Below are 24,939 nucleotides of genomic sequence, written 5' to 3'. Positions count from 1 at the left end.
TCCCTTACATGCGGAAGTGTTCGCCCAAGTACACCCTGCGTACTTCGGCGTTGTCGACGATCTCCGAGGGTGTGCCTTGTGCCAGCACGTGCCCGTCGCTGATGATGAAAGCGTGATCGCAGATGCCCAGCGTTTCGCGCACGTTGTGGTCGGTGATGAGCACGCCGATGCCACGTTCCTTCAGGAAACTGATGATCCGCTGGATCTCGATCACCGCGATCGGGTCGATGCCGGCAAAGGGCTCGTCCAGCAGGATGAAGCGCGGCTGCGTCGCCAGCGCGCGTGCGATCTCGACGCGGCGGCGCTCGCCGCCCGAAAGCGCGAGCGCGGGCGAATCGCGCAGGTGATCGACGCGCAGGTCGGTCAGCAGCTCGGACAGGCGCTCCTCGATGTGCTTCTTGGAGAGCGCCACCACCTTGCCGCTCTCGTCGGGCTCGCGCTGCAACTCGAGCACGGCACGCACGTTTTCCTCGACGGTGAGCTTGCGGAAGATCGACGCTTCCTGCGGCAGGTAGCTCAGGCCCATGCGCGCACGGCGGTGGATCGGCATGTGGGCGATCGGCTCGCCGTCGATGGTGATCTCGCCTGCGTCGGCACGCACCAGCCCGACGATCATGTAGAACGACGTGGTCTTGCCGGCGCCGTTGGGGCCGAGCAGGCCGACGACTTCGCCCTTCTGCACGTCGAGCGAGACGTCCTTCACGACGGTGCGGCTGCCATAGCTTTTCTGCAGGCCGCGCGCGACCAGGCGGCTGCCCGGGACGTTGTTGGCTTCCTGGATTCCGGCGGTTTCGATCACTTGCGCCCTTCTCCCTCTCCACTCAGCGTGGTGGTCGAGCGCAAGCCGGTGCCTGGCGCGGGGGTGGGAGCCGGTGCCGCGGGCTTCGCGCCGGCCGGGGTCGAGGCGCCGGGCTTCGGCGCGGTGGCGGCCTTGGGCGTGAGGATGGTCTTGACGCGGCCGGTAGGGGTCGATGCGTTCACTGCCGTGTTCGGCGGCACGGTCGAGCCGTTGACGGTGTAGGTGTCGTTGCTCTGGTCGTAGACGATCAGCGCGCCCTGGCTTTCGTCGTTCGGCGTGGCGCCGAGCAGGCGGCGCATGGTGGCGTTGCGGATGAACTTGACGTTGTCGGCGCGGCTGTCGTACTCGATGACTTCGGATTCGCCTTCGATCCACTCGTCGGGCGCATTGCGCTTCTGCTTGTAGTAGGCCCGCTTGCCGGGTGCCGCAGTGACCACGCCGTACTGGTAGCCCTCGGCATCCTGGCGCACATCGAGGCGCGCGCCGCGGATGATGATCGTGCCCTTCGTGACGAGCACGTTGCCGGTGAACACGCTGGTCTGTTTCAGGTCGTCGTAACGCATGGCGTCCGACTCGATGTTCATCGGCTTGCTGCGATCGGCGGTCTCGGCCAGGACGCCCGAGACGAGGCCGGCCAGCAACAGCACGCCGATGGCCAGGCGGCCGATGCGACGGATGAGGGGGGTGTTGTGTGGGTAGGAGGGCAATGTCATAGAGGCACGAAACTTGCTCTGAACCATTGTATGCGGCGGAGTAACACTAGTTCACAGCGCCGATGAAAAAGGCCCGCCAAAGCGGGCCAGTTGTCCCTCTCGGGAAACACCGCGGAACCGGCTCCGCCGGGCCGCAGGTGTCGCCCCTGCAAGGGGGTGGGCGCAGCGGACATGAAGTGCCGCGCACCCTGGGGGTCAGCCCTTCTTTGCTTCGCCGACCAGGAAGTTGACGACCTGCAGCACGTTGGTCATGTTGCCGGCGGTCTCGCCATCCACATACCAGCGGCCGGCCACGGCCATTGCCGGCACGCCGGCCACCTTGTAGGCGTCGGTCATCTGCGAGGCGCGCTTGGCCTTGCTGGCCACGCCGAACGAGGTGAAGACTTCCTTGAACTTGGTGCCGTCGATGCCGTTGGCCGCGACCCAGGCAATGATGTTGGCGTCGCCATTCACGTTCTGGCGCTGCTTGTGGATCGCGTTGAAGACCTTCGGCTGGAATTCATCGACCTTGCCCAGCGCCTCGAGTGCGTAGTACAGGCGCTGCTTGGCTTCGACGTCGTTGCCCACGAAGGGCACCGGGATGCGGCGCAGGACCACGTCCTTCGGCGCCGTCTTGGCCCAGGCTTCGAGCGACGGCTCGAAGTCGTTGCAATGGGGGCAGTTGTACGAGAAGAACTCGACCACTTCGACCTTGCCGGCCGGGGCATCGACCGGCACGCGCTTGTCGAGCACGAGGTACTGGGAGCCGGCCTTGGGCACCTTGGCCTGGGCGTGGGCCGGGTTGGCGGCCAGCGAAAGCAGCCCGAGCGAAGTGGCGGCCAGCGAAAAGTCACGACGTTTCATTGAAAGGGTTCTCCTGTTGGTACGGCAGACTGAGCCGGGGCGCGGCGAGGAGTTCCTCGCAAGCGGTCACACGGCGCACCCGGGGCGCTGAATGGTGGCGGCAAATGCCGCGCGGCGAAGCTTAAGGGCTATTCGTGGCAGCCGCTTGATCAGCGCTGCACGCGGACCAGGGCCGATTCGAGGCCGCCGCCGTCGAGCCTCTCCTTGAGGCGGTCGGCGTCGTCCTTCTTGTTGAACGGACCCGCGCGCACGCGGTAGACCGTGCGGCCGGCCTGCTCGCGCTCGGTGACACGGGCCTCGACGCCCATCAGCGAGAGCTTCGCGCGCTGGGCCTCGGCGTCGTCGGTGGTGCGGAAGGCGCCGGCCTGCACGAAATACATGAACGGGTCGGCGCCCGAGGACGATGCCGCGGCACCGTTGTTGGCGTTGCTGCTCGGCGCGGCGGACGCCACGGTCGTGCTGCCCGACCCGGTGCCCGCGCGCGCGCGGGCGAGGTCGCCCAGCGGATCGTTGGACGCCGGCAGCGCGTTGGCCTCGGCCGGCACCGGCGCGGCACGCGTCGGCTTGGGCGCGACCACCACCGGCACCGGTGCGGCGGCCGGGGGCGGCGTGCCGGGCGCGACGGCGGTGGTGCTGGTGGCCGGTTCGCCGGTGACCGGGTTGACCGGACCGGTGGCGGCCGGCGGCGTCGGCCTGGCGGCACCGGCCTTGCCGGCCAGCGGTGCATTGGGGTCCCAATCGCGGTTCTTGCGGGCTTCGGCTTCGTCCTGCTCGGCGCCGCCCTTCTGCGTCTTGGTCACGAACGGGATCGGCACTTTGGTCACATAGACCGCGATGCCCAGCGCCACGCCCAGGCCGATCACCAGCCCGATGATCAGGCCGATGACGATGTTGCCGCGTTGTCTGGTTGTCTTCTTCATGGGAGTGAGGTTCACATCTTGTTCGGCGCACTGACGCCGAGAATCGCGAGGCCATTGTGCAGCACCTGCGCGGTGGCGGCGACAAGCGCCAGGCGGGCCAGCTTGACCTGTTCGTCGTCCACCAGGATGCGCTCGGTGTCGTAGTAGCTGTGGTAGCTGGCGGCCAGTTCGCGCAGGTAGAAAGTGACGTCGTGCGGGGCGAAATCCTTCGACGCCGCGGTGAGCATGGCCGGGTACTTGGCCAGCAGCAGCATCAGCGCCTGCGCTGGAGGGCTCTCGAGCGGCGACAGGTCCACATCCTTCAGCGTGGCGGCATCGCCACCCCAGCCGGCCAGCACCGAGCAGATGCGCGCATGCGCGTACTGCACGTAATAAACCGGGTTGTCGTTGTTTTTCGTCACCGCGAGGTCGACGTCGAAGGTGTACTCGGTGTCCGGCTTGCGGCTCAGGAGGAAGAAGCGCACGGCATCGGTGCTGGTCCACTCGATCAGGTCGCGCAGCGTGACGTAGCTGCCGGCGCGCTTGCTGATCTTGACCTCTTCGCCGCCCTTCATCACGCGCACCATCGTGTGCAGCACGTAGTCAGGATAGCCCTCGGGAATGCCTTCGCCCGCGGCCTGCAGCCCGGCGCGCACCCGCGCGATCGTGCCGTGGTGGTCGGTGCCCTGGATGTTCACGACCTTGTGGAAGCCGCGCTCCCACTTGGCGATGTGATACGCGACGTCGGGCACGAAATAGGTGTACGTGCCGTCCTTCTTCTTCATCACCCGGTCTTTGTCGTCGCCGTAGTCGGTCGACTTGAGCCAGAGCGCGCCGTCTTCCTCGTAGGTCTTGCCGGCGGCCACGAGCTTGCCCACCGCGGCCTCGACGCGGCCGCTCGTATAGAGACTGGACTCGAGGTAATAGTTGTCGAAGCGCACGCGGAAGGCCTGCAGGTCCAGGTCCTGCTCGCGGCGCAGGTACGCCACGGCGAATTCGCGGATGGAATCGATGTCGTCGATGTCGCCGCTCGCGGTGTATTCGCGGTCGTCCGACTTGACGGTCTTCTTCGCCTTGAAGTCCTCGGCGATGTCGGCGATGTAGTCGCCGTTGTAGGCCGGTGCCTTTTCGCCGCTCGGCCATTCCGCGTCGCCGGGCTTGAAGCCGCGGGCGCGCAACTGGGTGCTGTTGGCCAGCGTCTGGATCTGCACGCCGGCGTCGTTGTAATAGAACTCGCGCCAGACGCTGTCGCCCTGCGAGACGCGCAGGTTGCAGATGGCGTCGCCCAGTGCCGCCTGGCGGCCGTGGCCCACATGCAGCGGGCCGGTCGGGTTGGCCGAGACGAACTCGACCAGCACCTTTTCGCCAGTGGCAGGCTGCTGGCCGAAAGTGTTACCTGCGGACAGCACCTCGCGCACGATCTGCTGCTTGGCGGTGGTCTTCAGGCGGATGTTGAGGAAGCCGGGCCCGGCGATCTCGATGGCCTCGACCCATTGGCCGAAAGCGGGGGTGGCGAGCAGCGCAGCGCTCAGTTGCTCGGCCAGTTCGCGGGGCTTCTTCGCGAGCGGTTTGGCCAGCTGCATGGCGGCGGTGCTGGCGAAATCGCCGTGCGCCGCCACCTTGGGCGATTCGAACGCGGCTTTGGCGCCAGCGCCGGGGGAGAGGGATTCGAGCGTGTTCGCGAGCGCCGCGAGCAGCTCCTGTTTGACCAATAGCATCTGTGAATTTTACCGGGGGCAAACCCGGGCGCTGTTGACGATCGTCATCCGATCGTTGCCTTGGGCCGTTAGGATGGGCGGCCCCGGGGCGGGGCACCTGTCACAACTCAACCTTGCAAGGACATATCACCATGAAGAAGTTCCTTTCCCTGGTCGCCCTGGGCGCCTGCCTTTCCTTCGGCGCCGCACAGGCACAAGACAAGGCCCCCGCGCCCGCTGTCGCCCCGGCCGCCGCTCCCGCTGCAGCAGCACCCGCCGCCGGCGCCACCTGCGACGCCAAGGCGATCGACAAGAACGGCAAGCCCCTGGCCGGCGCCGCCAAGGCCAGCTCCATCAAGAAGTGCGAGAAAGAAGCCAAGGCCGCCGCTGCGCCCGCTTGCGCCGCCAAGGCCATCGACAAGAACGGCAAGCCGCTGGCCGGCGCCGCCAAGAACAGCTTCATCAAGAAGTGCGAGAAGGACGCCAAGGCCTGATGAGCCCGGCGTCACGCTGATAAAGAACAGCGCAAGAAAAACAAGAGCCCGCCCCGTGCGGGCTTTTTTCATGGCGAGGCCGCCACGGTTACTTCAGTATGCCCAGCAGGTTGTTGAAGTCGTCGGTCCAGGGCCGGGCGCCGGCCACCGGCGCAATGGCGGAGGCGGCAGCGCCTACCGGTTCGCGCGCCAGGGCATCCGCCTCGCGCGCGACCAGCACCCAGTCGGTGTCCAGGAGCCACGCGGTGTCGGCCGTGTCGTCGTGCACCAGCACCGCGTGCAGTCCCCTGGATTCGGCGATCTTCGCGACCACCGGGGCCAGCGCCAGGAAGCGGTTGGTCACGTGGAAGGCGACGATGCCGCCGGGGCGCAGATGGCGCAGATAGACCTCCATCGCCTCGACGGTGACCAGGTGGATCGGCACCGAGTCGCCCGAGAACGCGTCGACCGCCAGCACGTCGAAGCCCTGCGCGGGCTCGCGCTCCAGTGCGAGGCGCGCGTCGCCCAGCACGCGCTCGATGCGGGCCGGGCTGTCGCGCAGGAAGCTGAATTCGGTGTCGGCCAGATCGAACACCTGCGGATTGATCTCGTAGACCCGGTAGACGTCGCCGGCCCGCCCGTAACCTGCCAGCGTTCCCGCGCCCAGCCCGATCAGCCCGACGCGGCGCGGCCCCGCGGGCGCGGCGGCGATCGCGCGGCCGATGCCCGAGGTGCGGCCGTAGTACGACGTGGGCTCGCTGCGGCGCGCCGGCAAGAGGAACTGCTCGCCGTGCTTCACCGAGCCGTGGAACATGCGCCGCACGCTGTCGGCCGGGTCGTCTTTCTGCCTGTCGAGCGTGACCAGGGTGCCGTAGAAGTTGCGCTGCAGGGTCCGCGCATCGACCGTGTCGTCGCGCACCTGCAGCAGCAGGAACCACGCGCAGCAACCCGCGACCGCCACGCTGGCCACCGACAGCCAGCGCCGCCCGCGCAGCACGACCGCGGCCACCAGCGCCGTCAGCACCAGGCCGATGCCCAGCTCGTAGTAGGCGGGCAGCACATGCGGCGCGACCAGCCCCACCGCGACGCCGCCCAGCGCGCCGCCCAACGACAGCATCAGGTAGAAGCGCGTGAGGTAGCGCGGCCCGGGCCTCAGCCGGGCCATCTCGCCGTGCAGGAACATGCACAGGGCGAAGAGCCCAATCACATAGATCGGCAACGCGGTCTTGACGTAGACGCCGATGCGGTCCTGCAGCCCGAAGGCGCACAGCAGCAGCATCGCGGCCGCGAGCGGCAGGAACACGCCGCGGCGGTACCAGCGGTCGCTCTCGAAGCACAGCACGAAGGTCAGCAGGTAGAGCGTGAGCGGCAGCACCCAGAGAAAGGGAACGGCCGCCACGTTCTGGGTGATGTGGTTGGTCACCGCCAGCAGGAGCCAGGAGCCCAGCGCGGGCAGCGCGAGCCACAGCAGGTAGTCGGCGGTGCGCGGTGGTTTCTCAGGGGTCGTGGCCGTATCGCCGGAAGCTTGAGGCAGCGGCACGTCGGCCCAGCGGCGCGTCACATACAGCGTGGTGCCGGTGCACAGCGCCACGAACGCCCCGTAACCCCACGACCATCCGTGCGCCTGCTGCAGCAGCGAGCTGCGCGGCTCGATCAGCACCGGATAGCTCAACAGCGACAGCAGCGACGCCAGGTTCGACAGCGAGAAATACCGGTACACCTGCGCGCCCCACGGCGTGCGCGCCACCCACGACTGCACCAGCGGTCCCGTGGTCGAGAGCAAAAAATAAGGCAGGCCGATGGTGCCGAGCAGGAGGCCCAGGATCCACAGCGTCGGGTCTTCGGCGCCGGTCGGCTTCCAGCGCACGCTGGTCACGATCGGCAGGAAAGCCAGGCTCGCGAGCAAGAGTGCGATGTGCAGCACCGCCTGGGCGCGCACCCGCAGATGGCGCGTGATCCAGTCCGAATACGCGTAGCCCGCGAGCAGCACGACCTGGAAGAACACCATGCAGATCGACCACACGGCCGCCGAGCCGCCGAACCACGGCAGGATCTGCTTGGCGATGAGCGGCTGGACCAGGAACAGCAGGAACGCGCTGCTGAAGATCGTGCCGGCAAACAGGAGCTGGATGCCGGCGGGTCCCATGCCGGCTTACTTGCCGAAGCCGCGCGCGAGGAACACGGCCACCAGCGGAATCAGCGCGATCAGGTGGGCCTGCACCATCACCAGCTTGCGCGTCTTCTTGATGTCGTCTTCCACCGGCAGCTTGCCAGTGGAACGCAGCGTCTTGCGCCAGCGGAAGTAGGTGAGCGTCGGAAAGATCGACAGCACGCCGACGATGATGAAGAGCCCCAGCTTCACGTGCAGCAGCGGGTTGGTCCAGTACCAGGCCGTGCCTTTCACGCCCCACCAGGTGCGCGCGATGCCGGTGACAAGCACCGCGATGGCGGCGATGCCGTAGACCATGTCGACCTTGGCGAGCCGCTCGACCACGGCGGCGTTAAGCCACTGCACCCGGCACAGCGCGGCTTCGCTGGAAATGAACACGACCATCGTGAGGATGGCCAGCAAGTGCAGGTAGGCGAGGATGGCTTCGAGGGTCATCGATGGCTTTCTTCCGGAACGGGTTGCAAATGCAAACTGATTGTGACGCCGCTCCCGCCTCTTCAGGCCGTTCGTCCCCAGAATTCCGGTTGTCCGTACTGGTCCTTGAGGAAATCAAGCCACAGTCGAACCCTGAGCGGCAGGTGCTTGGCGCCCGCGAACACCGCGTAGATGCCGTTGGGCGGCGCGGCGAATTCATCGAGCACGGGCACCAGCAGGCCGGCATCGATCTCGGCCTCGACCTCCCAGGTGCTGCGCCAGGCGATGCCGTGGCCAGCCAGGCACCAGTCGTGCAGCACCTGGCCGTCGGAGCAATCGAGCGGGCCGCTCGGGCGCAGGTGGATGAGTTCTTCCACGCCGGCCTCGGTGGTGATGCGAAAGGCCCAGCCGCGCGTCTGCGAGGCATCGCTCGACAGCGTGAGGCAGGCGAAGCGCGACAGGTCGCCGGGGTGCTTCGGCGTGCCGTGGCGGCGCAGGAAATCGGGTGTCGCCACGCAGCGGCGGCGGTTGTCGGCCAGGCGCACGCTCACGAGCGATGAATCGGGCAGATCGCCCACGCGCACCGCGCAATCGAAGCTCTCGCCGGTCACGTCGACCACGCGGTCGCTGAGGTTCAGCGAGATGGTCACCTCCGGATGCATCGCATGAAAGCGCGGCACCAGCGGCGCGACGTGGCGGCGGCCGAAGCCGGCCGGCGCCGTGACCCGCAGGTGCCCGCTGGCCTTGACGCCGCCAGCGCTCACGCTGGCCTCGGCATTCGCGAATTCGGTGAGCAGCCGCTGGCAGTCTTCGAGGAACGCGCTGCCTTCGTGCGTGAGCGTGATGCGCCGCGTGGTGCGGACCAGGAGCTTGACGCCCAGCCGCTCCTCGAGCGCGTCAAGCCGCCGCCCCATGATCGCGGGCGCCACGCCCTCGGCCTTGGCCGCAGCGGTGAGGCTGCCGCGGGCTGCGACCGAGACGAAGGATTCGAGTTGCTTCAGGCGGTCCATGGGGCGGGAACTATATAGATAGAGTCCGCCCCCGGGGTCAGTCGCCCGCAGTGACGCCACCGGCCCTGAGCGCCGCGATCTCCGCGTCGCCGTAGCCCACTTCTTTCAGCAGCTCGTTGCTGTGCTCGCCGATGTGCGGCGGCTGCAGCCGGATGCCCGGGCGCTGGCCGCCCAGCGTGAACGGCGCGAGCGGCACCTTGGCCATGTGCCCGTCGTTCATGCGCACAGGCGCGAGGCCGCCCGTGGCATTCAGGTGCGGATCGTCGAACAGTTCCTGCGGCTTGGTGATGGGCGCGAAGGGCAGCTCGTTCTGCTCGAACACCGCGGCGAGCTCGGCCGCGCTGCGGTCCGCGAGGTGCGAGCGCAGGATCGGCATCATCCAATCGCGCGCGCGTACGCGGTCGTTGTTGGTCTTCAGGCGCGGGTCGGCCAGCATGTCCTCCAGGCCGAAGGCCTTGCAGAAAATGGCCCACTGCTTGTCGCTGACGGCTGCAAGGAAGATCTGCTCGCCGTCTTTCACCGTGAACACGTCGTACACGGCCCAGGCCGAGATGCGGCTGGGCATCGGGTCGGCCGCCTTGCCGGTGGCGGCGAACTGCATCATGTGCTGCGCGACGAGGAACACGTTGTTCTCGAACAGCGCGGCCTGCACCTCGCAGCCCTTGCCCGTGGCGTCGCGCTGGCGCAGCGCGGCCATCGCGCCGATGGCGCCGAACATGCCGCCCATGATGTCGTTCACGCTGGTGCCCGCGCGCAGCGGGTCGCCCGAGCGGCCAGTCATGTAGGCGAGGCCGCCCATCATCTGCACCACCTCGTCGAGGGCAGTGCGATGGTCGTACGGGCCGGGCAGGAAACCCTTGTGGCTCACGTAGATAAGGCGCGGGTTGAGCTTGCTGAGCGTCTCGTAGTCGAGCCCCAGCTTCTTCATCGTGCCGGGCTTGAAGTTCTCGCTCACGATGTCGGCGGTGGCGATCAGGCGCAGCGCGGCCTCCACGCCTTCGGGCTGCTTCAGGTCGAGCGCGATGCTCTTCTTGTTGCGGTTGAAGGTCGGAAAGAACCCCGAGCCCGAGCCGAGCAGGCGGCGCGTGTTGTCGCCCTCGATGGGCTCGACCTTGATGACCTCGGCGCCGAGGTCGGCCAAAAGCAGGCCGCAGGTCGGGCCCATGACCATGTGGGTGAACTCGACGACGCGAACGCCTGCGTAAGGGAGTGGATTGGCTTCAGACATGTGCGTTGTATTCCTGGACAAAACCCTTGGGCAAACCGGCCTCGGGCGTCATGCCGTAGACCGGTTCGCCGGGCAGGCCGGCCATGAGCGGCGCGCGCGCCGCGATGAGTTTCTGGATGTCGATGCCGGTGCGAACGCCCATGGCTTCGAACATGAAGACAAGGTCTTCGGTCACGGCATTGCCCGAGGCGCCGGGCGCGTACGGGCAACCGCCGAGGCCGCCGAGCGAGGCGTCGAAGGTGCGCACGCCCTCGTCCCACGCGGCCAAGCAGTTCGCGATGCCCAGGCCGCGCGTGTTGTGCATGTGGGCCGCGCCGGCGTGCCGGCCGATTTCGGCGCGCAGCCGCTTGAAGAGACGACGCACTTGCGCCGGATTGGCGTAGCCCACGGTGTCGGAAAGACCCGCTTCCTCGGCGCCGGCTTCGATGCACTGCGCGGCGAGGCGGATCACGTCGTCCTCCGGCACCAACCCCTGCAGCGTGCAGCCGAACGCGGTGGAGATGCCGGCTTCGAGCTTCACCTGCGGCGCGATCGCGCGGCGCAGGTCGGAGATGGCGCGCACCTCCTCGACCATCTCGGTGGGGGTCTTGCGCACGTTGGCCAGCGAATGCGCCACGCTCGCCGACACCGGCATCGTGAGCTTGTGCACGCCCGCTTCCAGCGCGGCCTCGGCGCCCTTGCGGTTGGGCACCAGCGCCATCACGGTGAGGCCGGGCAGCGTGATGGCATGGCGCACGACCTCGGCGGCGTCGGCCATCTGCGGCAACAGCTTCACCGGCACGAACGAGGCGACCTCGATCTCGCGCACGCCGGCGGCGTAGAGCGCGTCGATCCAGCGCAGCTTGTCTGCCGTGGGCATGGTGGCCTTGACCGATTGCAGGCCGTCGCGCGGGCCGACCTCGCTGATGAGGACATCGGGGGGTGTCATCGACTTCGTCTCCTTGGAGCGATCGTGAAGATGGATCGCTTGACAGTTCTATCTTGCAGAACTAAATTCCGTTAAACAGAATTAGACCGTCGATCGACTTTCCCTGTCAAGTCACGCCCATGCCGCGCAAAGCCCAGACCGAATCGGTTTCCGACCTCAATGCCGCCCCCGGCGGCGCTGCCGCGGTCGATCGCGCGCTGAGCCTTCTGTCGGCGTTTCGGGCGGGCGACGAGGCGCTGTCACTCGCGCAGTTCGCCGAGCGCACGCAGCTCTACAAGAGCACGGTGCTGCGGCTCCTGGCATCGCTCGAACATGCGCGGCTGATCCGCCGGCAGGACGACGGCCGCTACGCGCTCGGCATGGAGATCGCGCGGCTGCACGGCCTGTACGCCGCATCGCAGTCGCTCGACCGCATCGTGCTGCCGGTGCTGCGCGCGCTGGTCGCCGCCACCGGCGAAAGCGCGGCATACCACGTACGGCAGGAACAGGGCGAGAGCTGGGTGCGCCTGTGCCAGTTCCGCATCGATTCATCGCATGTGGTGCGCGACCACGTGCGCGCGGGCGACTTGTTGCCCAACGACCGCGGCGCCGGTGCGCGCGTGCTGATCGCCTTCGGGCCCGAGGCCGAGCGGCCGCGCGGCGCGAAGGAGCGCAAGCTCTACGACGCGATCCGCGCGCAGGGCTACTGCGCGCTGGTGGGCGACCGCACGGCGGAACTTGCGGGCATCTCGGCGCCGGTGTTCCATGCAGACGGCAGCCTTGCCGCGGCAGTCACGCTGACGATGCCCACGCACCGCTACGACGAGGGCTACATCGAGCCCGTGCGCGCGGCGGCGAGGGAGCTCAGCGGACAGGTCTGAAGTTCAGGACTCGGCCTTGAACCCCGAGTTCTTGATCGGCATTTCCCAGCGCTTCAAATGCGCCGCCTGGATCGCGGCAAGTTCAGCCGGCCCCGCATGCGCAGGCACGAGCCCCAGCGCATAGATCCGGTCCTGCACGTCGGGCATGCGCAGCGCATCGGCCACGGCCTTGTCGATGCGCGCGACCACTTCGGGCGACATGCCCGGCGGGCCGTAGAGCCCGAAGAACGCATCGGCCGTCACGTTGATGCCCGCCTCCTTCAGCGTCGGCACATCGGGCAGCGCGCGGCTGCGCTGCTCGCCCGTCACCGCGAGGATGCGCACCTTGCCGGCGCGGTGATGCTCGATGGTCTCGGAGGCCGTGTCGACCATCAGCGGCACCTGCCCGCCGATCAGGTCCTGCGCGGCCGGTGCACCGCCGCGGTAGGCGACATGCGTCATCGGCACGCCCGCCGCCTGCGCCAGCAACTGGCCCGCGAAGTGCGGCACCGTGCCCGCGCCCGAGGTCGCGTAGTTGGCCTTGGCGGGGTTGGCCTTCATCCAGGTCAGCACCGTCTTCAGGTCGCCGGGCGGCGCGCCCGGGCCGGCAGTCACTGCGAAGTCGAAGGTGCTGCCGAGCGCGATCGGCGTGAAGTCCTTCGCCGGGTCGTAGCCGAGGTTCGCATAGAGCCACGGATGAATCACCATCGCGCCGCTCGGCGAGAAGATCAGCACGCTGCCGTCGGGCGGCGAGCGCTTGAGCTCGGCCAGCGCGAGACGCCCCGCCGCGCCGGGCTTGTTGTCGATGATGACGTTCTGCCCGAGCGAGACGCGCATCTTGTCGGCCAGGAGCCGCGCCACCACGTCCGCCGAGCCTCCCGGCGGAAATCCGATCAGGATGCGCGTCGTGCGCTCCTGCGCGAAGGCCATCGGCGCGGTGGCCGCGGCGGCAATGACGGCAGCGGCCTGCGCTGCGAACTGGCGGCGTTTCATGCTTCTGTCTCCTCGGGGGTTGTCTTGAGAGGCGGCTGATCAGCGCAGCGTGGCGAGCACGGCCCTGTTCTGTTCGGGAAGACCGACGCTCACGCGCAGCCACTGCGGCAGACCGTACGGCCCGAGCAGCGAAACCTCGATGCCGGCGGCCAGAAGCCGCGCATGCACGGCCTGGGCATCGCCCACCTGCACCATCAGGAAGTTGCCCGATGAAGGGATGTACGTGAGGCCCAGTTCGGTGAAGCCCGCAGCGAGCTGGTCGCGTCCGGCGGTGTTCAGTTCGTAAGTGCGCGCGAGGAATTCCGTGTCGCCGAGCGCGGCCACCGCCGCGGCCTGGGCCGGCGTCGTCACGTTGAAACGCGGGCGCTGCGCATTCATGCGCGACGTCAGCGGCGGCTGCGACACGCCGTAGCCGATGCGCAAGCCCGCCAGGCCGAAGGCCTTGGAGAAGGTGCGCGCCACGATCAGGTTCGGCAGCCGCCGCACCCATTCGATGCTGTCGTAGCGCTGCGCAGGCGAGAGGTACTCGGTGTAGGCCTCGTCGAGCAACACCGTCACATGCGCAGGCACCGATTGCAGGAAGTCGCGCAGCGGCGCAGCATCGATGAAGGTGCCCGTGGGGTTGTTCGGGTTGGCGACGAAGACCAGCTTCGTGTCGTCGGCGATGGCGGCGCGCATCGCGTCGAGGTCGTGGCCGAAATCTTGCGAGGGCACGACGGTGGCGCGCGCATGGGCGTCTTTCGTGGCCGCCGCATAGACGACGAAGCCGTACTGCGAATAGACGACGTTCTCGCCCGGCTTCAGAGTCACCTGCGCCGCGAGGGTGAGTATCTCGCTCGATCCGCTGCCCAGCGTGAGCCACTCGGGCGACACGTCGAGCCGGGCGGCCAGCGCATTCTTGAGCGCGGTGCCGTTGCTGTCGGGGTAATTGCCCGCGCCTTCGAGGGCGGCAGCGGCGGCGCGGCGGGCCGACTCGGGCATGCCGAGCGGGTTTTCGTTGGAAGCCAGGAGGATCATTTCGGCAGGGTCGGGATTATTTAAGAAGTTAAATATATCCCGCGACCGCGGCGCCTCTATCAGTGCCTACCCTTTGAGTGAAAAGCGGCACCGCAGAGTCATTACCCTCATTTTTGTCATTGATAAATCTCAGTTTCGGCTCTTACTCCCTCGTAAAGTATCGAATAAAGTTGACCTACGTCATTGCGACACCCACGTCTTTCGATTCCGTATTCCGCCGTATTTCGATTTCCAGGAGAGAAAACATGACCGCCCGCACCACCGCCCACGGACTCCAGGTTGCGACCGAGCTCCACCGCTTCATCGAAGAAAAGGTCCTGCCCGCCACCGGCGTGGCCAGCGATGTCTTCTGGAAGGGCTTCGACGCCATCGTGAGCGACCTCGCGCCCAAGAACATCGCACTGCTCGCCGAGCGCGACCGCCTGCAGAGCGAGCTCGACGCCTGGCACAAGAAGAACCCCGGCCCGATCGCCGACATGCCGGCCTACCGCGCCTTCCTCGAGAAGATCGGCTACCTGCTGCCGCAGCCCAAGGGCGCGAAGGCCACGACCGCCAACGTCGACTCCGAGCTCGCGCTGCAGGCCGGCCCGCAGTTGGTGGTGCCGATCCTGAACGCGCGCTACGCGCTCAATGCCGCCAACGCGCGCTGGGGCTCGCTGTACGACGCGCTCTATGGCACCGATGCCATCCCTGAAACCGGCGGTGCCGAGAAGGGCAAGGGCTACAACCCCGTGCGCGGCACCAAGGTCATCGAATTCGCGCGCAACGTGCTCGACCAGGCTGCACCGCTGGCCAACGGCTCGCACAAGATGGCGACCGGCTACAGCGTGAAGGACGGCAAGCTCGTCGTCGCGCTGCAGAGCAGCAGCACCGGCCTGGCTGACCCCGCGCAATTCATCGGCTACCAGGGCGATGCGTCGGCCCCGTCGTCCGTGCTGCTCAAGCACAACGGCATCCACCTCGACATCCGCATCGACCGCAGCACTGCTATCGGCAAGAGCGATGCGGCCGGCGTGAGCGACCTCGTGCTCGAAGCCGCGCTCTCGACCATCCTGGACCTGGAAGACTCGGTGGCCGTGGTCGACGCGGCCGACAAGGTGGTCGCGTATTCGAACTGGCTGGGCATCGTCGAGGGCACGCTGACGGAAGAAGTCGCCAAAGGCGGCAAGACCTTCACGCGCGGCCTGAACGCCGACCGCGAATACACCGGCGCCGATGGCAAGCCCGTGAAGCTGCACGGCCGCTCGCTCATGTTCCTGCGCAATGTAGGCCACCTGATGACCAACCCGGCCATCCTGTACGCCGGCGGCAAGGAGATTCCGGAAGGCATCCTCGATGCCGTGGTGACCACCACCATCGCCACCATCGACCTCAAGCGCAAGGGCAACTCGCGCACCGGCAGCATCTACATCGTGAAGCCCAAGATGCACGGCCCCGCTGAAGTGGCCTTCGCGAGCGAACTGTTCGGCCGCGTCGAGCAACTGCTCGGCCTGCCCGCCAACACGGTGAAGCTCGGCATCATGGATGAGGAGCGCCGCACCAGCGTGAACCTGAAGGCCTGCATCGCCGAAGCAGCCGCGCGCGTGGCCTTCATCAACACCGGTTTCCTCGACCGCACCGGCGACGAGATGCACACCGCCATGCAGGGCGGCCCGATGATCCGCAAGGGCGACATGAAGTCCAGCGCGTGGATCGGCGCCTATGAAAAGAACAACGTGCTGGTCGGCCTCTCGTGCGGCCTGCGTGGCAAGGCGCAGATCGGCAAGGGCATGTGGGCCATGCCTGATCTCATGGCCGCGATGCTCGAGCAGAAGATCGGCCATCCCAAGGCCGGCGCCAACACCGCCTGGGTGCCATCGCCCACCGCCGCCACGCTGCACGCGCTGCACTACCACCAGGTGAGCGTGACCGCGGTGCAGCAGGAGCTGGAAAAGATCGACGCGGACGCCGAACGCGACAACATCCTGAATGCGCTGCTGCAGGTGCCGATCGCGGCCGAAGCCAAGTGGACCGCCGAAGAGCGCCAGCAGGAAATCGACAACAACGTGCAGGGCATCCTCGGCTACGTGGTGCGCTGGATCGACCAGGGCGTGGGCTGCTCCAAGGTGCCCGACATCCACAACGTGGGCCTCATGGAAGACCGCGCGACGCTGCGCATCTCGAGCCAGCACATCGCCAACTGGCTGCTGCACGGCGTGGTGACCAAGGCGCAGGTCGACGAGACCTTCCAGCGCATGGCCAAGGTGGTCGACGAGCAGAACGCGGGCGACGCGCTCTACCAGCCGATGGCCGGCAACTTCACGACTTCGGCCGCGTACAAGGCGGCGCAGGACCTGGTGTTCAAGGGCATCGAGCAGCCGAGCGGCTACACCGAACCGCTGCTGCATGCATGGCGTTTGAAGGTCAAGGGCGAGGCCTGATCGGCGTACACCCGGCACTGCGCTGGGCTTGAGCGAACGAACGGCGCCTTCGGGCGCCGTTCTGCATGGAGGGCGGCATGCCATTAGCATTCATGCCGCTCTCTTCTTCTTTCAGCCTTCCCCTCCCGATGAACACGAACGCGGCCTCGCCGCTCCCGCCGCGCTGGTCGACCTCCGCGGCCGCCATGCTCGTGGCACTCGCCAGTGCATTCGCTCTAAGCCAGGCCTTCCGCACCGTCGGCGCCATGATGGCCACGCCGTTGAGCAGCCACTTCGGCCTCTCGCCCCAGCAACTGGGCACATGGGCGGGCACCTTTCATTTCATGTTCGGGATCATGCAACTCGCGATGGGCGTGTCGATCGACATGTTCGGCGTGCGACGCACGGTGCTCACCGCGTTTCCGCTGGCCATCGCGGGCGCTGCGTTGTGCGCGGTGGCGTCGAGCTTTCACATGCTGCTGGTCGGGCAGGCGTTGATCGGCGTCGGCTGCGCGCCAGCGTTCCTCGCGTGCACGGTGTTCATCGCGCGGCATTTCGATGCCTCGCGCTTCACCGCGATGTCGGGGCTCGTGATGAGCCTCGCGGGCATGGGCATTCTCTTCACCGGCACGCCGCTGGCGCTGCTGATCGAGGCCGCGTCATGGCGCGCCGGCTACACGGTGCTGGCCGCGTTCGCGGTGCTGTCGTGGATCGTCATCTTCTGGCGCGTGCGCGAACCGGCGCGTGCGGTGGACCCTGCACCGCAGTCCGCACCGGCAGAGCGGCAATCGCTGCGGAAGGCCGTGCGCGAATTGCTGCCGCTGTTCGCGATGCCGCACACGCTGGGCCTGCTCTGCTTCGCCTGCGTGTCGTATGCGGCCTTCATCACACTGCGCGGCCTGTGGCTCGGGCCGGTGCTGCACGAGCGGCATGGCTTCTCGCTCGTCGCCAGCGGGAACGTGGCGCTGGTGATGACCGTCACCGGCATGATCAGCCCCGCGCTGTTCGGCCGCCTGGACCCGGGGCCCGCGCGACGCACGCGCTGGATGATGGGCTGCGCCTCCGCAGGCGCGTTGATGTTCGGCGCGATGGCATTCACGCATTCGCGCGTGATCGACATCGGTTTGCCGATCGTCTACGGACTCATCTCGGGCTACAGCGTGCTGCAGTACGCGTACACCAAGAACGGCTACCCCGCGGCCATGACGGGGCGCGCGATGGCGCTGATGAACATGGCGATGTTCCTCGGGGTCTCGCTGATGCAATGGACAACGGGCGTGGCCGCATCATGGGGCGTGGCGCATGGCGTCGAGCCGTTCCGCGCGGTGTTTCTTACCGTGGCGGGGATGCTGGCCGCGGGCACGATCGCGTTTGCCTTCCTGCCACGCGCGCCAGTGCCTGCACGCGCGCCCTGAGCGCGCGGAAGGCCGCGGACACATCGCTCAGGCGTCGTCGCCAAGACGCGCCCGCACTTCGCGGCGACCCAGTTGCCGCTTGCCGATCGCGTAGACGTCGCTGCGGCCGTACATCGCACGGTGGGTGGGCAGGTCGGGCGCAGGACGCTGGGCGGCGCCACTGCGGGTAACGAGGCAACGACGCAGCACGTCGTAGCGCTTCTCTTCCGCCTGCGTTGCGCACGCTCTCTCAGGAAACTTCGCGAGCGTGACCTCGAACCAGCAGCCATCGACGCGATGCCATTGCGTGGTCTCGTCGATCACGTGATAGGCCGCGCAGGGCTCGTCGCCACGTTGAGCAGCCCACGTCTTGCGGGCAGCCCGTCGCGCCGCCTTTGCCTCGGCCAGTCGCCGGTTGGGCAGCAGGATGCCGGTGACCGGATGCACGAACAGCTCGACGTTCGGTGCCTCGCGCAGCGGCACGCTGCGGTGCGTGCCCCAACGATGCGGCGGAACACACACCTCGCCGTCGCGCAGCTCGGCACGGCGCTCCACGAAATCGTCGATGTGCAGGAAGATGTGCGCCTGCACGGTGCTGCGGCGGTCGATGCCGCTGTTGAGTTCGGCATATACCTTGTCCCAAGGTCGGTGCACCTGCTTGTGCAGCCAGCGCTTGAGCGGCGCGAGGTTTTCGTTGAACCCCTTCGGGTGGCTGTAACCGCGCTTCATGCCCAGGTGCGAGCCGCGATCGCGGCTGTTGCGAAAACCGCGCCCATCGCCTTGCACGCGCCAGCCGCGGCGCGGCCGCTCGACGATGACCTTGTCCATGTCGTCACGCATCGTCGCCCCCGCGTCCCACGCTGCGCGCAGCCTTCTGCAACGCGACCTTCTGCGCACGCCTCTCCGCGCGGTGCGTGCGCAGGTGGCGCCCGGCGCCCTGGCTGGATTCGCGGCGCGCCATTGCGGCCACCACGGGATTGCGAGGTGCCGAGGACGGCACCGAAAAGTAGAACCGGCCCAGACGTTTCTCGTCGTCGCGGGCCTTTCGTTGAGCACTCATGTGCGCACACTCCAAAAACAAAAAGGCCCCGGCGAATGGCTGCGCGGGGCCTTTGTCGATGGGCCTCGGGCGGATGCATGGATGCACATCCGGCCGGGGCGGTCGGTGTGCGGGTCAGGTGTTCAGGAAACGGTTCATTGGGTTGGTTGGTCGCCCGGGAGGTAGCAAGTCGCCAGGCGCGGTGAAAAGAAACTGTTGCTGAAAAATGAAGGGCGGATTCTGTCGAGCCCATGCGCGATGCGCAAGCGCCACTTGCAACGCTGTGGCGCAAAGCCGACGCAAGGCCAACGCGATATCGCACGCTGAATCCAGTTGCATCGACGCGCCGTATTGATCTCAAGCGCATCGCGCCTCCGAGCTGTTGGCGGTTTCCACAGAGAACCTCGACAACCATTTCTTTCCAGGAGACTTCCATGAAAAAACTCGTGATCGCACTCGGCGTTTCGGTCCTGCTCGGCGCTTGCGCGGGCGGCATGGGCATGAGCGGCAGTGGCACGTCGAATCCGATGGTGGGCGGTGCCGCGATGTACCCGACCAAGGACATCGTCGACAACGCCGTGAATTCCAAGGACCACACGACGCTGGTCGCCGCCGTCAAGGCCGCGGACCTGGTCGGCACGCTCAAGAGCCCGGGCCCGTTCACCGTGTTCGCACCGACCAACGCCGCCTTCGCCGCGCTTCCGGCCGGCACGGTCGACACGCTGCTCAAGCCCGAGAACAAGCCCACGCTGACCAAGGTCCTGACCTACCACGTGGTGCCCGGCAGGATGGACGTCCCGGCGCTCATGAACGCGATCAACGCAGGCGGCGGCAAGGCCGTGCTGAAGACCGCGAGCGGCGGCGCGCTCACGGCCACGATGAGCGGCAGCAACGTGCTGGTGACCGATGCCAAGGGCGGCACGGCGACCGTGACGATCGCCAACGTGTACCAGTCGAACGGCGTGATCCACGTCGTGAACAAGGTGCTGCTGCCGGGCTGATCGCCTTCGAAGCAGCGAGCCTTCCTCAGGCGCGCTGCGCAGCCTCGGCTTCGTCGCGCAGCCACTGCGCGAAGTCCTGCGCGTCGCGGTTGCCCGCGGCGCGCTTCGACATCTCGATGAAGTAGCCACGGTGCGATGCCGCGCCCTCGCCGAGCGGTGCCACGAGCCGGCCGTCGCGCACCAGCTCGCCCAGCAACGGCAAGCGCCCGATCACCACGCCCTGCCCCGCCACCGCGGCGGCCACCGCATCGGCGTACTGCGTGAAGCGCAGCGTGCTCTTCACGCGCAGGTCTTCCAGCCCCATCACCTTGAGCCACGGCTCCCAGTCGGCGGTCGGGGCTTCGCTGTGGTCCGGGTATTCGATGGTGAGCAGCGTGAGCCCGGAAAAGTCCGACAGCTCCCGCAGCGAAGCGGCGACCTGCGGCGCGCACAGCGGGATCACCGACTCCTCGAACAGCGCCGGCCCGACACCGCGGGCGATGGGCGCGAAGCGCACCGCGAGATCGAGGCGGCTCACGTCCAGATCGAGCACGTCGAGCGTGGCCGACAGGCGCACGTCGACCTGCGGATGCGTGCCGGTGAAGCGCGCCAGTTTCGGAATGAGCCAGAGCGATGCGAAGCCCGGCGTGCAGGTGATCGCCACCTGCCGCGGCGCGGCGCTGGCGCGCACGCGGGCCGTGGCGTCGCGCAGCCGCTCCAGGCTGTCGGTGACAGCGCGTTGCAGCACGCCGCCGGCCTCGGTGAGCGCCAGGGCGCGATGGCGGCGCTCGAACAGCAGCACGCCCAGGCTGGCTTCGAGCTGCTGGATCTGCCGGCTCACTGCCGACTGCGTGAGGTGCAGTTCACCGGCGGCCAGCGTGAAGCTGAGCTGGCGCGCGGCGGCCTCGAAACTGCGCAGCAAATCCAGCGGCGGGAGTTCGCCGCTCTGGGTTCTGGGGGCTTTCGCATTCTCTACAGGCATGCAACGAGTTCCGAATGACCGCGTGTAAGGAGGGGATCGACTCACTATATTCATTCGTATCCTGAATGCAATGGAGCTTGCCATGAGCACCCAACCGAATACGTCTTCCCGCTTCCACGTCAGCCTGCCGACGCGCGCCGTCTTTTCCGTACCCGATGGCGCGGGCGTGGGCATCGAATGCCGCAGCGGCACCGTCTGGGTCACGCTGGACCGCGATCCGCGCGACATCGTGCTCGAGGCCGGCGACCGTTTCGACGGCACCGAGCACCGGCGCATCCTGGTGTCGGCGCTGACCGCGTCGTGCATCACCGTGTCGGACGCGCAGCCCGCTGCGATGCCCCTTGCGCGGCCGGCACGCGGGTGGTCGCCTTGGCGACTTCGGCCCCACGGGTTGTCCCCGGCTTGACCCCGGTGCCATCGGCATCGAACCTCGATGCCATGGACTCCCAAGCACTGATCCTCTATGAACTGGCCGACGGCATCGCGACGCTCACGCTGAACCTGCCGGCCAAGCTGAATCCCATCGCGCACGGACTGCAGGTCGAATTGCGCGACACGCTGGAGCGCATCCGCAACGACCGTGCGGTGCGCGCCGTGATCCTCACGGGCGCGGGCAAGGCCTTCTGCGTCGGCGCCGACCTGAGCGCGATGGCGCCCGGCGAAGAAGGCAAGTCGCTCGGCACGCAGACGGCCGAATGGATGCAGTCGCTGAGCAATCCGCTGATCGAGACGCTGCGCACGCTGCCTGTTCCTGTGGTCGCCGCAGTGAACGGGCCGGCGGCCGGTGCGGGCGTTGGGCTGGCGCTCGCGGCCGACGTGACAATCGCCGCACGCAGCGCGTACTTCTATCTGCCCTTTCTCCCGAAGCTCGGCATCGTGCCGGACCTGGGCTGCACCTGGGCCATTCCGCGGCGTGCCGGCAAGGCGCGCGCGATGGGCATGGCATTGCTCGACGAACGCCTGAGCGCCGGCCGCGCGGTGCAGTGGGGCCTGATCTGGGCATGCGCCGACGACGAGCAGCTGATGGACGATGCACGCGCCATCGCGCAGCGCCTCGCACGCCTGCCCGCGCATGCGGTGATCGAGGCGCGCGAAGCCTTCGAGGCCTCCGAGCGCCACACGCTGAAGGAACAGCTGCACTACGAAAGCGAACGCCAGCGCGAGCTGATCGATCGCCCGACCTTCCGCGAAGGCGTGAGCGCGTTCCTGCAGAAGCGGTCGCCCGATTTCGAGAGCCGCTGACATCCCGACACGCCGGCACTGGCGCCTGTCATGGGGCTGCGGGAGAATGCCCGCATGCCCATCCTCAACGCCTTCTACGCCCAGTCGGGCGGCGTCACCTCGGTCATCAATGCGTCGGCCTGCGGCGTGATCGAGACGGCACGAAAACACCCGGACCGCATCGGCAAGCTCTATGCCGGACGCAACGGCATCATCGGCGCGCTGACGGAAGAGTTGATCGACACGGGCGCCGAATCCGCCGAAGCCATCGCGGCGCTGCGCTCCACGCCTTCGGGCGCATTCGGCTCGTGCCGCTACAAGCTCAAGTCGCTGGAAAAAAACCGGCGCGAATACGAGCGGCTGATCGAAGTGTTCAAGGCGCACGGCATCGGCTATTTCTTCTACAACGGCGGCGGCGATTCGGCCGACACCTGCTTCAAGGTGAGCCAGCTGTCGCAATCGCTCGGCTATCCGCTGCAGGCGATCCATGTGCCCAAGACCATCGACAACGACCTGCCGCTGACCGACTGCTGCCCGGGCTTCGGCTCGGTCGCGAAGTACGTGGCGGTGTCCACGCTCGAAGCCTCGTTCGACGTGCGCTCGATGGCGGCCACCTCGACCAAGGTGTTCGTGCTCGAGGTGATGGGCCGGCATGCGGGATGGATCGCTGCGGCCGGTGGGCTTGCTGCGGACCATGGCATTCCGGTGGTAGTGCTGTTTCCCGAGATCGAGTTCGACAAGCCGCGCTTTCTTGCGCGCGTCGATGAACTGGTGAAGCAGCATGGCTACTGCTCGGTCGTAGTGTCCGAGGGCTGCCATTACCCCGACGGCACCTTCCTCGCGGAGCAAGGCACGCGCGATGCGTTCGGTCACGCGCAGCTCGGCGGCGCAGCGCCGGTGGTGGCGCAGATGATCAAGGACGCACACGGCCACAAGTTCCACTGGGCCGTGGCCGACTATCTGCAGCGCGCCGCGCGGCACATCGCCTCGGCCACCGACGTGAAGCAGGCCTATGAACTGGGCCAGCGCGCTGTGGAGCTCGCGCTCGAGGGCCACAACGCGGTGATGCCGACGATCGAACGCACCTCCGACGTGCCCTATGCGTACACCCTCGGCAGCGCGCCGCTCGAATCGGTGGCCAATGTCGAGAAGCCGATGCCGCGCGATTTCATCTCGGACGACGGCTACGGCATCACCGAGAAATGCCGGCGCTACCTGCTGCCGCTGATCGAAGGCGAGGACTATCCCGCCTACCGCGACGGCTTGCCGGTGTATGTGACGCTGCAGAACGTCGCGGTGGCGAAGAAGCTGCCGGCCTTCGAACTCGCATGACGACCACTGCCGCCGCGGTCATCGACGTCTCGCGCTGCCCGCTGTGCGGTGAATCGAACCGTTGCGCAATGGAGATCGAACGCGAGACGGGCCAGGCGCAGCCGCCTTGCTGGTGCATGCAGGTCGACTTCAGCAAGGCACCGCTCACCAAACTGCCGGAGTCGATGCGCGGCCTGGCCTGCATCTGCGCGCGCTGCGCCGCGGGAACGCCGCCTCAGGACTGAACGCCGCCCTGGGTTTGCGATTGGGATTGGGACTGCACCTGTTCGGGTGCAGGTTCGACGATCTCAGGCGCCGCCACATCGCTGGCCACCACCATCGTCGGCGCCGACCCGGCCCGCTGCTCGGTGATCACGCGATGGATGAACTGCAGCTTGCCCACCGCCGCGCGCGGCAGCACGAAGGGGTAGTAGTCGGGCTGCCCCATGCTGCGCGACAACTCGTTGAGCACGTTCGTCAGCAGCACCCAGCCGTTGATGAAGTCGAGGAAGGTCGCGGCATCGGGATGGTCGGGCTGCCAGAGGTCATCGACGGTGAAAAGGTCGCTCGTCAGCTCGACGTTGGTCGCATCGACGCCGAAGCTCATCGCGGTGTCCGCGGTGTCGGCCATGTGCAGGTAGTGGGCCCAGGTCTCGGCCCAGTCTTCCCACGGATGCGTGCTCGCATAGCTGCTCACGAAGCGGTCGGCCCAGTCGGGCGGCGGGCCCTGCTCGTAGTGCGTCTGCAGCGCGGCGGCGTAGTCGGCGCGGTCGTCGCCGAAGAGCGCGCGAAAGTCGTCGATCCACGGGGTCGGCAGCACCAGCAGGTCCCAGTAGTAGTGGCCGATCTCGTGGCGGAAGTGGCCCAGCAGCGTGCGGTAGGGCTCGCGCATCTCGGCGCGGATGCGTTCGCGCACCGCGTCTTCGGCCTCCTCGGCGTTGAGCGTGATCACGCCGTGCTCGTGGCCGGTCATGACGTGTGGGCCTCCCGGCATGTTGCTCAGGAAATCGAAGGCCAGGCCGTGCACCGGATCGGCATGCCGGCTCACCACCGGCAGGCCGAGCGCGAGCAACTGCGATATGAGCCGGCGCTTGGCGGTCTCGAGCTTGCGCCAGAGTTCGCCGTTGCTCTCCACCGAGAGATCGGGAATGGTGCGGGTCACGCTGCACGCGAGGCAGTAGCCGGGCGCGAGGCCCTGGGTGTCGGCGGGAATGGTCTCGCCTTCGCGCGGCACCGCCACCATCCAGCTGCAGGCGGCCGGCGTCATGAGGTTCGCGCAGCGGTGGTAGGTCTTGCCGTGCGGATCGCCGAACACGGTGAAGGTGTCGGGCAGCGCGCCCCCGCCTTCGGCCGGCGCGAGCGGCATGACGCCGAGGCGGTCGATCACGTAGCCGAGTGGCGTGTGGCAGGCCAGGCACTCGCTGTTGCGCAGGAACACGGGGCGGCCGCATTGGCAGCGGTAGGCGCGGCTCACGGTCGGAGCGGCGAGTTCGGTCGCGAGCGTAGGCGCGGCTCCGGCCTCGCCGTTCGCTGCTTGTTCGTTGGCGGGATCGTTGATCGGGGAATCCATGTTGTTGTCTTCTTGAGCTT

25 protein-coding genes are annotated in these 24,939 nt (G+C 67.5%); 9 read left to right on the top strand and 16 right to left on the bottom strand.

The features are described from left to right. Positions 1–4: 4 nt before the first annotated feature. From lptB to argS, 5 genes are all read right to left on the bottom strand, one after another. Positions 5–799 (bottom strand): LPS export ABC transporter ATP-binding protein, encoded by a 795-nt coding sequence (gene lptB, locus ACSFA7_RS17340; RefSeq protein WP_093436822.1) that lies wholly within the window; start codon positions 797–799, stop codon positions 5–7. Continuing rightward, positions 796–1,512 (bottom strand): lipopolysaccharide transport periplasmic protein LptA, encoded by a 717-nt coding sequence (gene lptA, locus ACSFA7_RS17335; RefSeq protein WP_435500521.1) that lies wholly within the window; start codon positions 1,510–1,512, stop codon positions 796–798. Before lptA ends, lptB begins: the two co-directional genes overlap by 4 nt. A 195-nt stretch (positions 1,513–1,707) precedes the next feature. After that, complete coding sequence (locus tag ACSFA7_RS17330; protein WP_435500520.1) at positions 1,708–2,355, bottom strand: thiol:disulfide interchange protein DsbA/DsbL; 648 nt, start codon at positions 2,353–2,355, stop codon at positions 1,708–1,710. Positions 2,356–2,504: 149 nt separating this feature from the next. After that, positions 2,505–3,275 carry an SPOR domain-containing protein gene (locus ACSFA7_RS17325; protein WP_435500519.1) on the bottom strand — a complete coding sequence of 257 codons (771 nt, stop codon included), beginning with the start codon at positions 3,273–3,275 and terminating at the stop codon, positions 2,505–2,507. Between the two features lie 11 nt (positions 3,276–3,286). Next, complete coding sequence (argS, locus tag ACSFA7_RS17320; protein WP_435500518.1) at positions 3,287–4,972, bottom strand: arginine--tRNA ligase; 1,686 nt, start codon at positions 4,970–4,972, stop codon at positions 3,287–3,289. A gap of 131 nt (positions 4,973–5,103) precedes the next feature. On the opposite strand from argS, the gene ACSFA7_RS17315 reads away from it, so the two are divergent. Then, positions 5,104–5,445 carry a hypothetical protein gene (locus ACSFA7_RS17315; RefSeq protein ID WP_435500517.1) on the top strand — a complete coding sequence of 114 codons (342 nt, stop codon included), beginning with the start codon at positions 5,104–5,106 and terminating at the stop codon, positions 5,443–5,445. 88 nt (positions 5,446–5,533) lie between these two features. On the opposite strand, the gene ACSFA7_RS17310 is transcribed toward ACSFA7_RS17315, so the two are convergent. The 5 genes from ACSFA7_RS17310 to ACSFA7_RS17290 all read right to left on the bottom strand — a co-directional run bounded on the left by ACSFA7_RS17310 (position 5,534) and on the right by ACSFA7_RS17290 (position 11,174). Further along, positions 5,534–7,570: a spermidine synthase gene (locus ACSFA7_RS17310; protein ID WP_435500516.1), complete on the bottom strand. Its 2,037-nt coding sequence runs from the start codon at positions 7,568–7,570 to the stop codon at positions 5,534–5,536. Between the two features lie 6 nt (positions 7,571–7,576). Further along, positions 7,577–8,029: a DUF2214 family protein gene (locus tag ACSFA7_RS17305; RefSeq protein ID WP_435500515.1), complete on the bottom strand. Its 453-nt coding sequence runs from the start codon at positions 8,027–8,029 to the stop codon at positions 7,577–7,579. A gap of 62 nt (positions 8,030–8,091) precedes the next feature. Beyond that, positions 8,092–9,018, bottom strand: coding sequence for a LysR family transcriptional regulator (locus ACSFA7_RS17300; RefSeq protein ID WP_435500514.1), 927 nt, complete (start codon positions 9,016–9,018; stop codon positions 8,092–8,094). 37 nt (positions 9,019–9,055) lie between these two features. Continuing rightward, positions 9,056–10,246 carry a CaiB/BaiF CoA transferase family protein gene (locus tag ACSFA7_RS17295; RefSeq protein ID WP_435500513.1) on the bottom strand — a complete coding sequence of 397 codons (1,191 nt, stop codon included), beginning with the start codon at positions 10,244–10,246 and terminating at the stop codon, positions 9,056–9,058. Then, positions 10,239–11,174, bottom strand: coding sequence for a hydroxymethylglutaryl-CoA lyase (locus ACSFA7_RS17290; protein WP_435500512.1), 936 nt, complete (start codon positions 11,172–11,174; stop codon positions 10,239–10,241). The genes ACSFA7_RS17295 and ACSFA7_RS17290 overlap by 8 nt, the downstream gene beginning before the upstream one ends. A 119-nt stretch (positions 11,175–11,293) precedes the next feature. On the opposite strand from ACSFA7_RS17290, the gene ACSFA7_RS17285 reads away from it, so the two are divergent. Beyond that, positions 11,294–12,034, top strand: coding sequence for an IclR family transcriptional regulator (locus ACSFA7_RS17285; RefSeq protein WP_435500511.1), 741 nt, complete (start codon positions 11,294–11,296; stop codon positions 12,032–12,034). A 3-nt stretch (positions 12,035–12,037) separates the two neighbouring features. Here the strand turns inward: ACSFA7_RS17285 and ACSFA7_RS17280 are convergent, their stop codons facing one another. After that, on the bottom strand, positions 12,038–13,006 hold the full coding sequence (locus ACSFA7_RS17280) for a Bug family tripartite tricarboxylate transporter substrate binding protein (protein ID WP_435500510.1): 969 nt from the start codon (positions 13,004–13,006) through the stop codon (positions 12,038–12,040). Between the two features lie 39 nt (positions 13,007–13,045). Then, positions 13,046–14,023 carry a histidinol-phosphate transaminase gene (hisC, locus tag ACSFA7_RS17275; protein ID WP_435500509.1) on the bottom strand — a complete coding sequence of 326 codons (978 nt, stop codon included), beginning with the start codon at positions 14,021–14,023 and terminating at the stop codon, positions 13,046–13,048. A 245-nt stretch (positions 14,024–14,268) separates the two neighbouring features. Here hisC and ACSFA7_RS17270 point away from each other — a divergent pair, with 245 nt between their 5' ends. Both ACSFA7_RS17270 and ACSFA7_RS17265 read left to right on the top strand, forming a co-directional pair. Next, positions 14,269–16,443 carry a malate synthase G gene (locus ACSFA7_RS17270; protein WP_435500508.1) on the top strand — a complete coding sequence of 725 codons (2,175 nt, stop codon included), beginning with the start codon at positions 14,269–14,271 and terminating at the stop codon, positions 16,441–16,443. Between the two features lie 128 nt (positions 16,444–16,571). Next, the gene (locus tag ACSFA7_RS17265; protein WP_435500507.1) at positions 16,572–17,837 is read left to right on the top strand and encodes an MFS transporter; all 1,266 of its coding nucleotides are present in this window, start codon (positions 16,572–16,574) and stop codon (positions 17,835–17,837) included. 27 nt (positions 17,838–17,864) lie between these two features. On the opposite strand, the gene ACSFA7_RS17260 is transcribed toward ACSFA7_RS17265, so the two are convergent. Together ACSFA7_RS17260 and ACSFA7_RS17255 are read right to left on the bottom strand one after the other, a co-directional pair. Then, entirely contained in the window at positions 17,865–18,644 is a 780-nt protein-coding gene (locus ACSFA7_RS17260; RefSeq protein ID WP_435500506.1) for a hypothetical protein, read from the bottom strand. Positions 18,645–18,648: 4 nt separating this feature from the next. Beyond that, positions 18,649–18,876, bottom strand: coding sequence for a hypothetical protein (locus ACSFA7_RS17255; RefSeq protein WP_206176883.1), 228 nt, complete (start codon positions 18,874–18,876; stop codon positions 18,649–18,651). 413 nt (positions 18,877–19,289) lie between these two features. Between ACSFA7_RS17255 and ACSFA7_RS17250 the strand changes: the two genes are divergently transcribed. Further along, complete coding sequence (locus tag ACSFA7_RS17250) at positions 19,290–19,856, top strand: fasciclin domain-containing protein (RefSeq protein WP_435500505.1); 567 nt, start codon at positions 19,290–19,292, stop codon at positions 19,854–19,856. Positions 19,857–19,881: 25 nt separating this feature from the next. Here the strand turns inward: ACSFA7_RS17250 and ACSFA7_RS17245 are convergent, their stop codons facing one another. Then, positions 19,882–20,817: a LysR substrate-binding domain-containing protein gene (locus tag ACSFA7_RS17245; protein ID WP_435500504.1), complete on the bottom strand. Its 936-nt coding sequence runs from the start codon at positions 20,815–20,817 to the stop codon at positions 19,882–19,884. 82 nt (positions 20,818–20,899) lie between these two features. On the opposite strand from ACSFA7_RS17245, the gene ACSFA7_RS17240 reads away from it, so the two are divergent. The 4 genes from ACSFA7_RS17240 to ACSFA7_RS17225 are packed head-to-tail and all read left to right on the top strand — an operon-like array spanning position 20,900 to position 23,594. Beyond that, positions 20,900–21,223, top strand: a complete 324-nt coding sequence (locus ACSFA7_RS17240; protein ID WP_435500503.1) for a DUF2917 domain-containing protein — start codon at positions 20,900–20,902, stop codon at positions 21,221–21,223. A 32-nt stretch (positions 21,224–21,255) separates the two neighbouring features. Further along, positions 21,256–22,059: an enoyl-CoA hydratase-related protein gene (locus ACSFA7_RS17235; RefSeq protein ID WP_435500502.1), complete on the top strand. Its 804-nt coding sequence runs from the start codon at positions 21,256–21,258 to the stop codon at positions 22,057–22,059. 54 nt (positions 22,060–22,113) lie between these two features. Then, positions 22,114–23,370, top strand: coding sequence for a 6-phosphofructokinase (locus ACSFA7_RS17230; RefSeq protein ID WP_435500501.1), 1,257 nt, complete (start codon positions 22,114–22,116; stop codon positions 23,368–23,370). Next, the gene (locus tag ACSFA7_RS17225; RefSeq protein ID WP_435500500.1) at positions 23,367–23,594 is read left to right on the top strand and encodes a cysteine-rich CWC family protein; all 228 of its coding nucleotides are present in this window, start codon (positions 23,367–23,369) and stop codon (positions 23,592–23,594) included. The genes ACSFA7_RS17230 and ACSFA7_RS17225 overlap by 4 nt, the downstream gene beginning before the upstream one ends. Here ACSFA7_RS17225 and ACSFA7_RS17220 read toward each other — a convergent pair. Further along, positions 23,585–24,919 carry a zinc-binding metallopeptidase family protein gene (locus ACSFA7_RS17220; RefSeq protein WP_435500499.1) on the bottom strand — a complete coding sequence of 445 codons (1,335 nt, stop codon included), beginning with the start codon at positions 24,917–24,919 and terminating at the stop codon, positions 23,585–23,587. The two genes, ACSFA7_RS17225 and ACSFA7_RS17220, sit on opposite strands and share 10 nt — an antisense overlap. Positions 24,920–24,939: the final 20 nt, after the last annotated feature.

It is taken from the genome of Variovorax trehalosi (assembly GCF_051216415.1).
Taxonomy (GTDB): domain Bacteria; phylum Pseudomonadota; class Gammaproteobacteria; order Burkholderiales; family Burkholderiaceae_C; genus Variovorax.
Note: the sequence above shows the minus strand (reverse complement) of the source record. Positions and strands in the feature narration are given on the sequence as shown.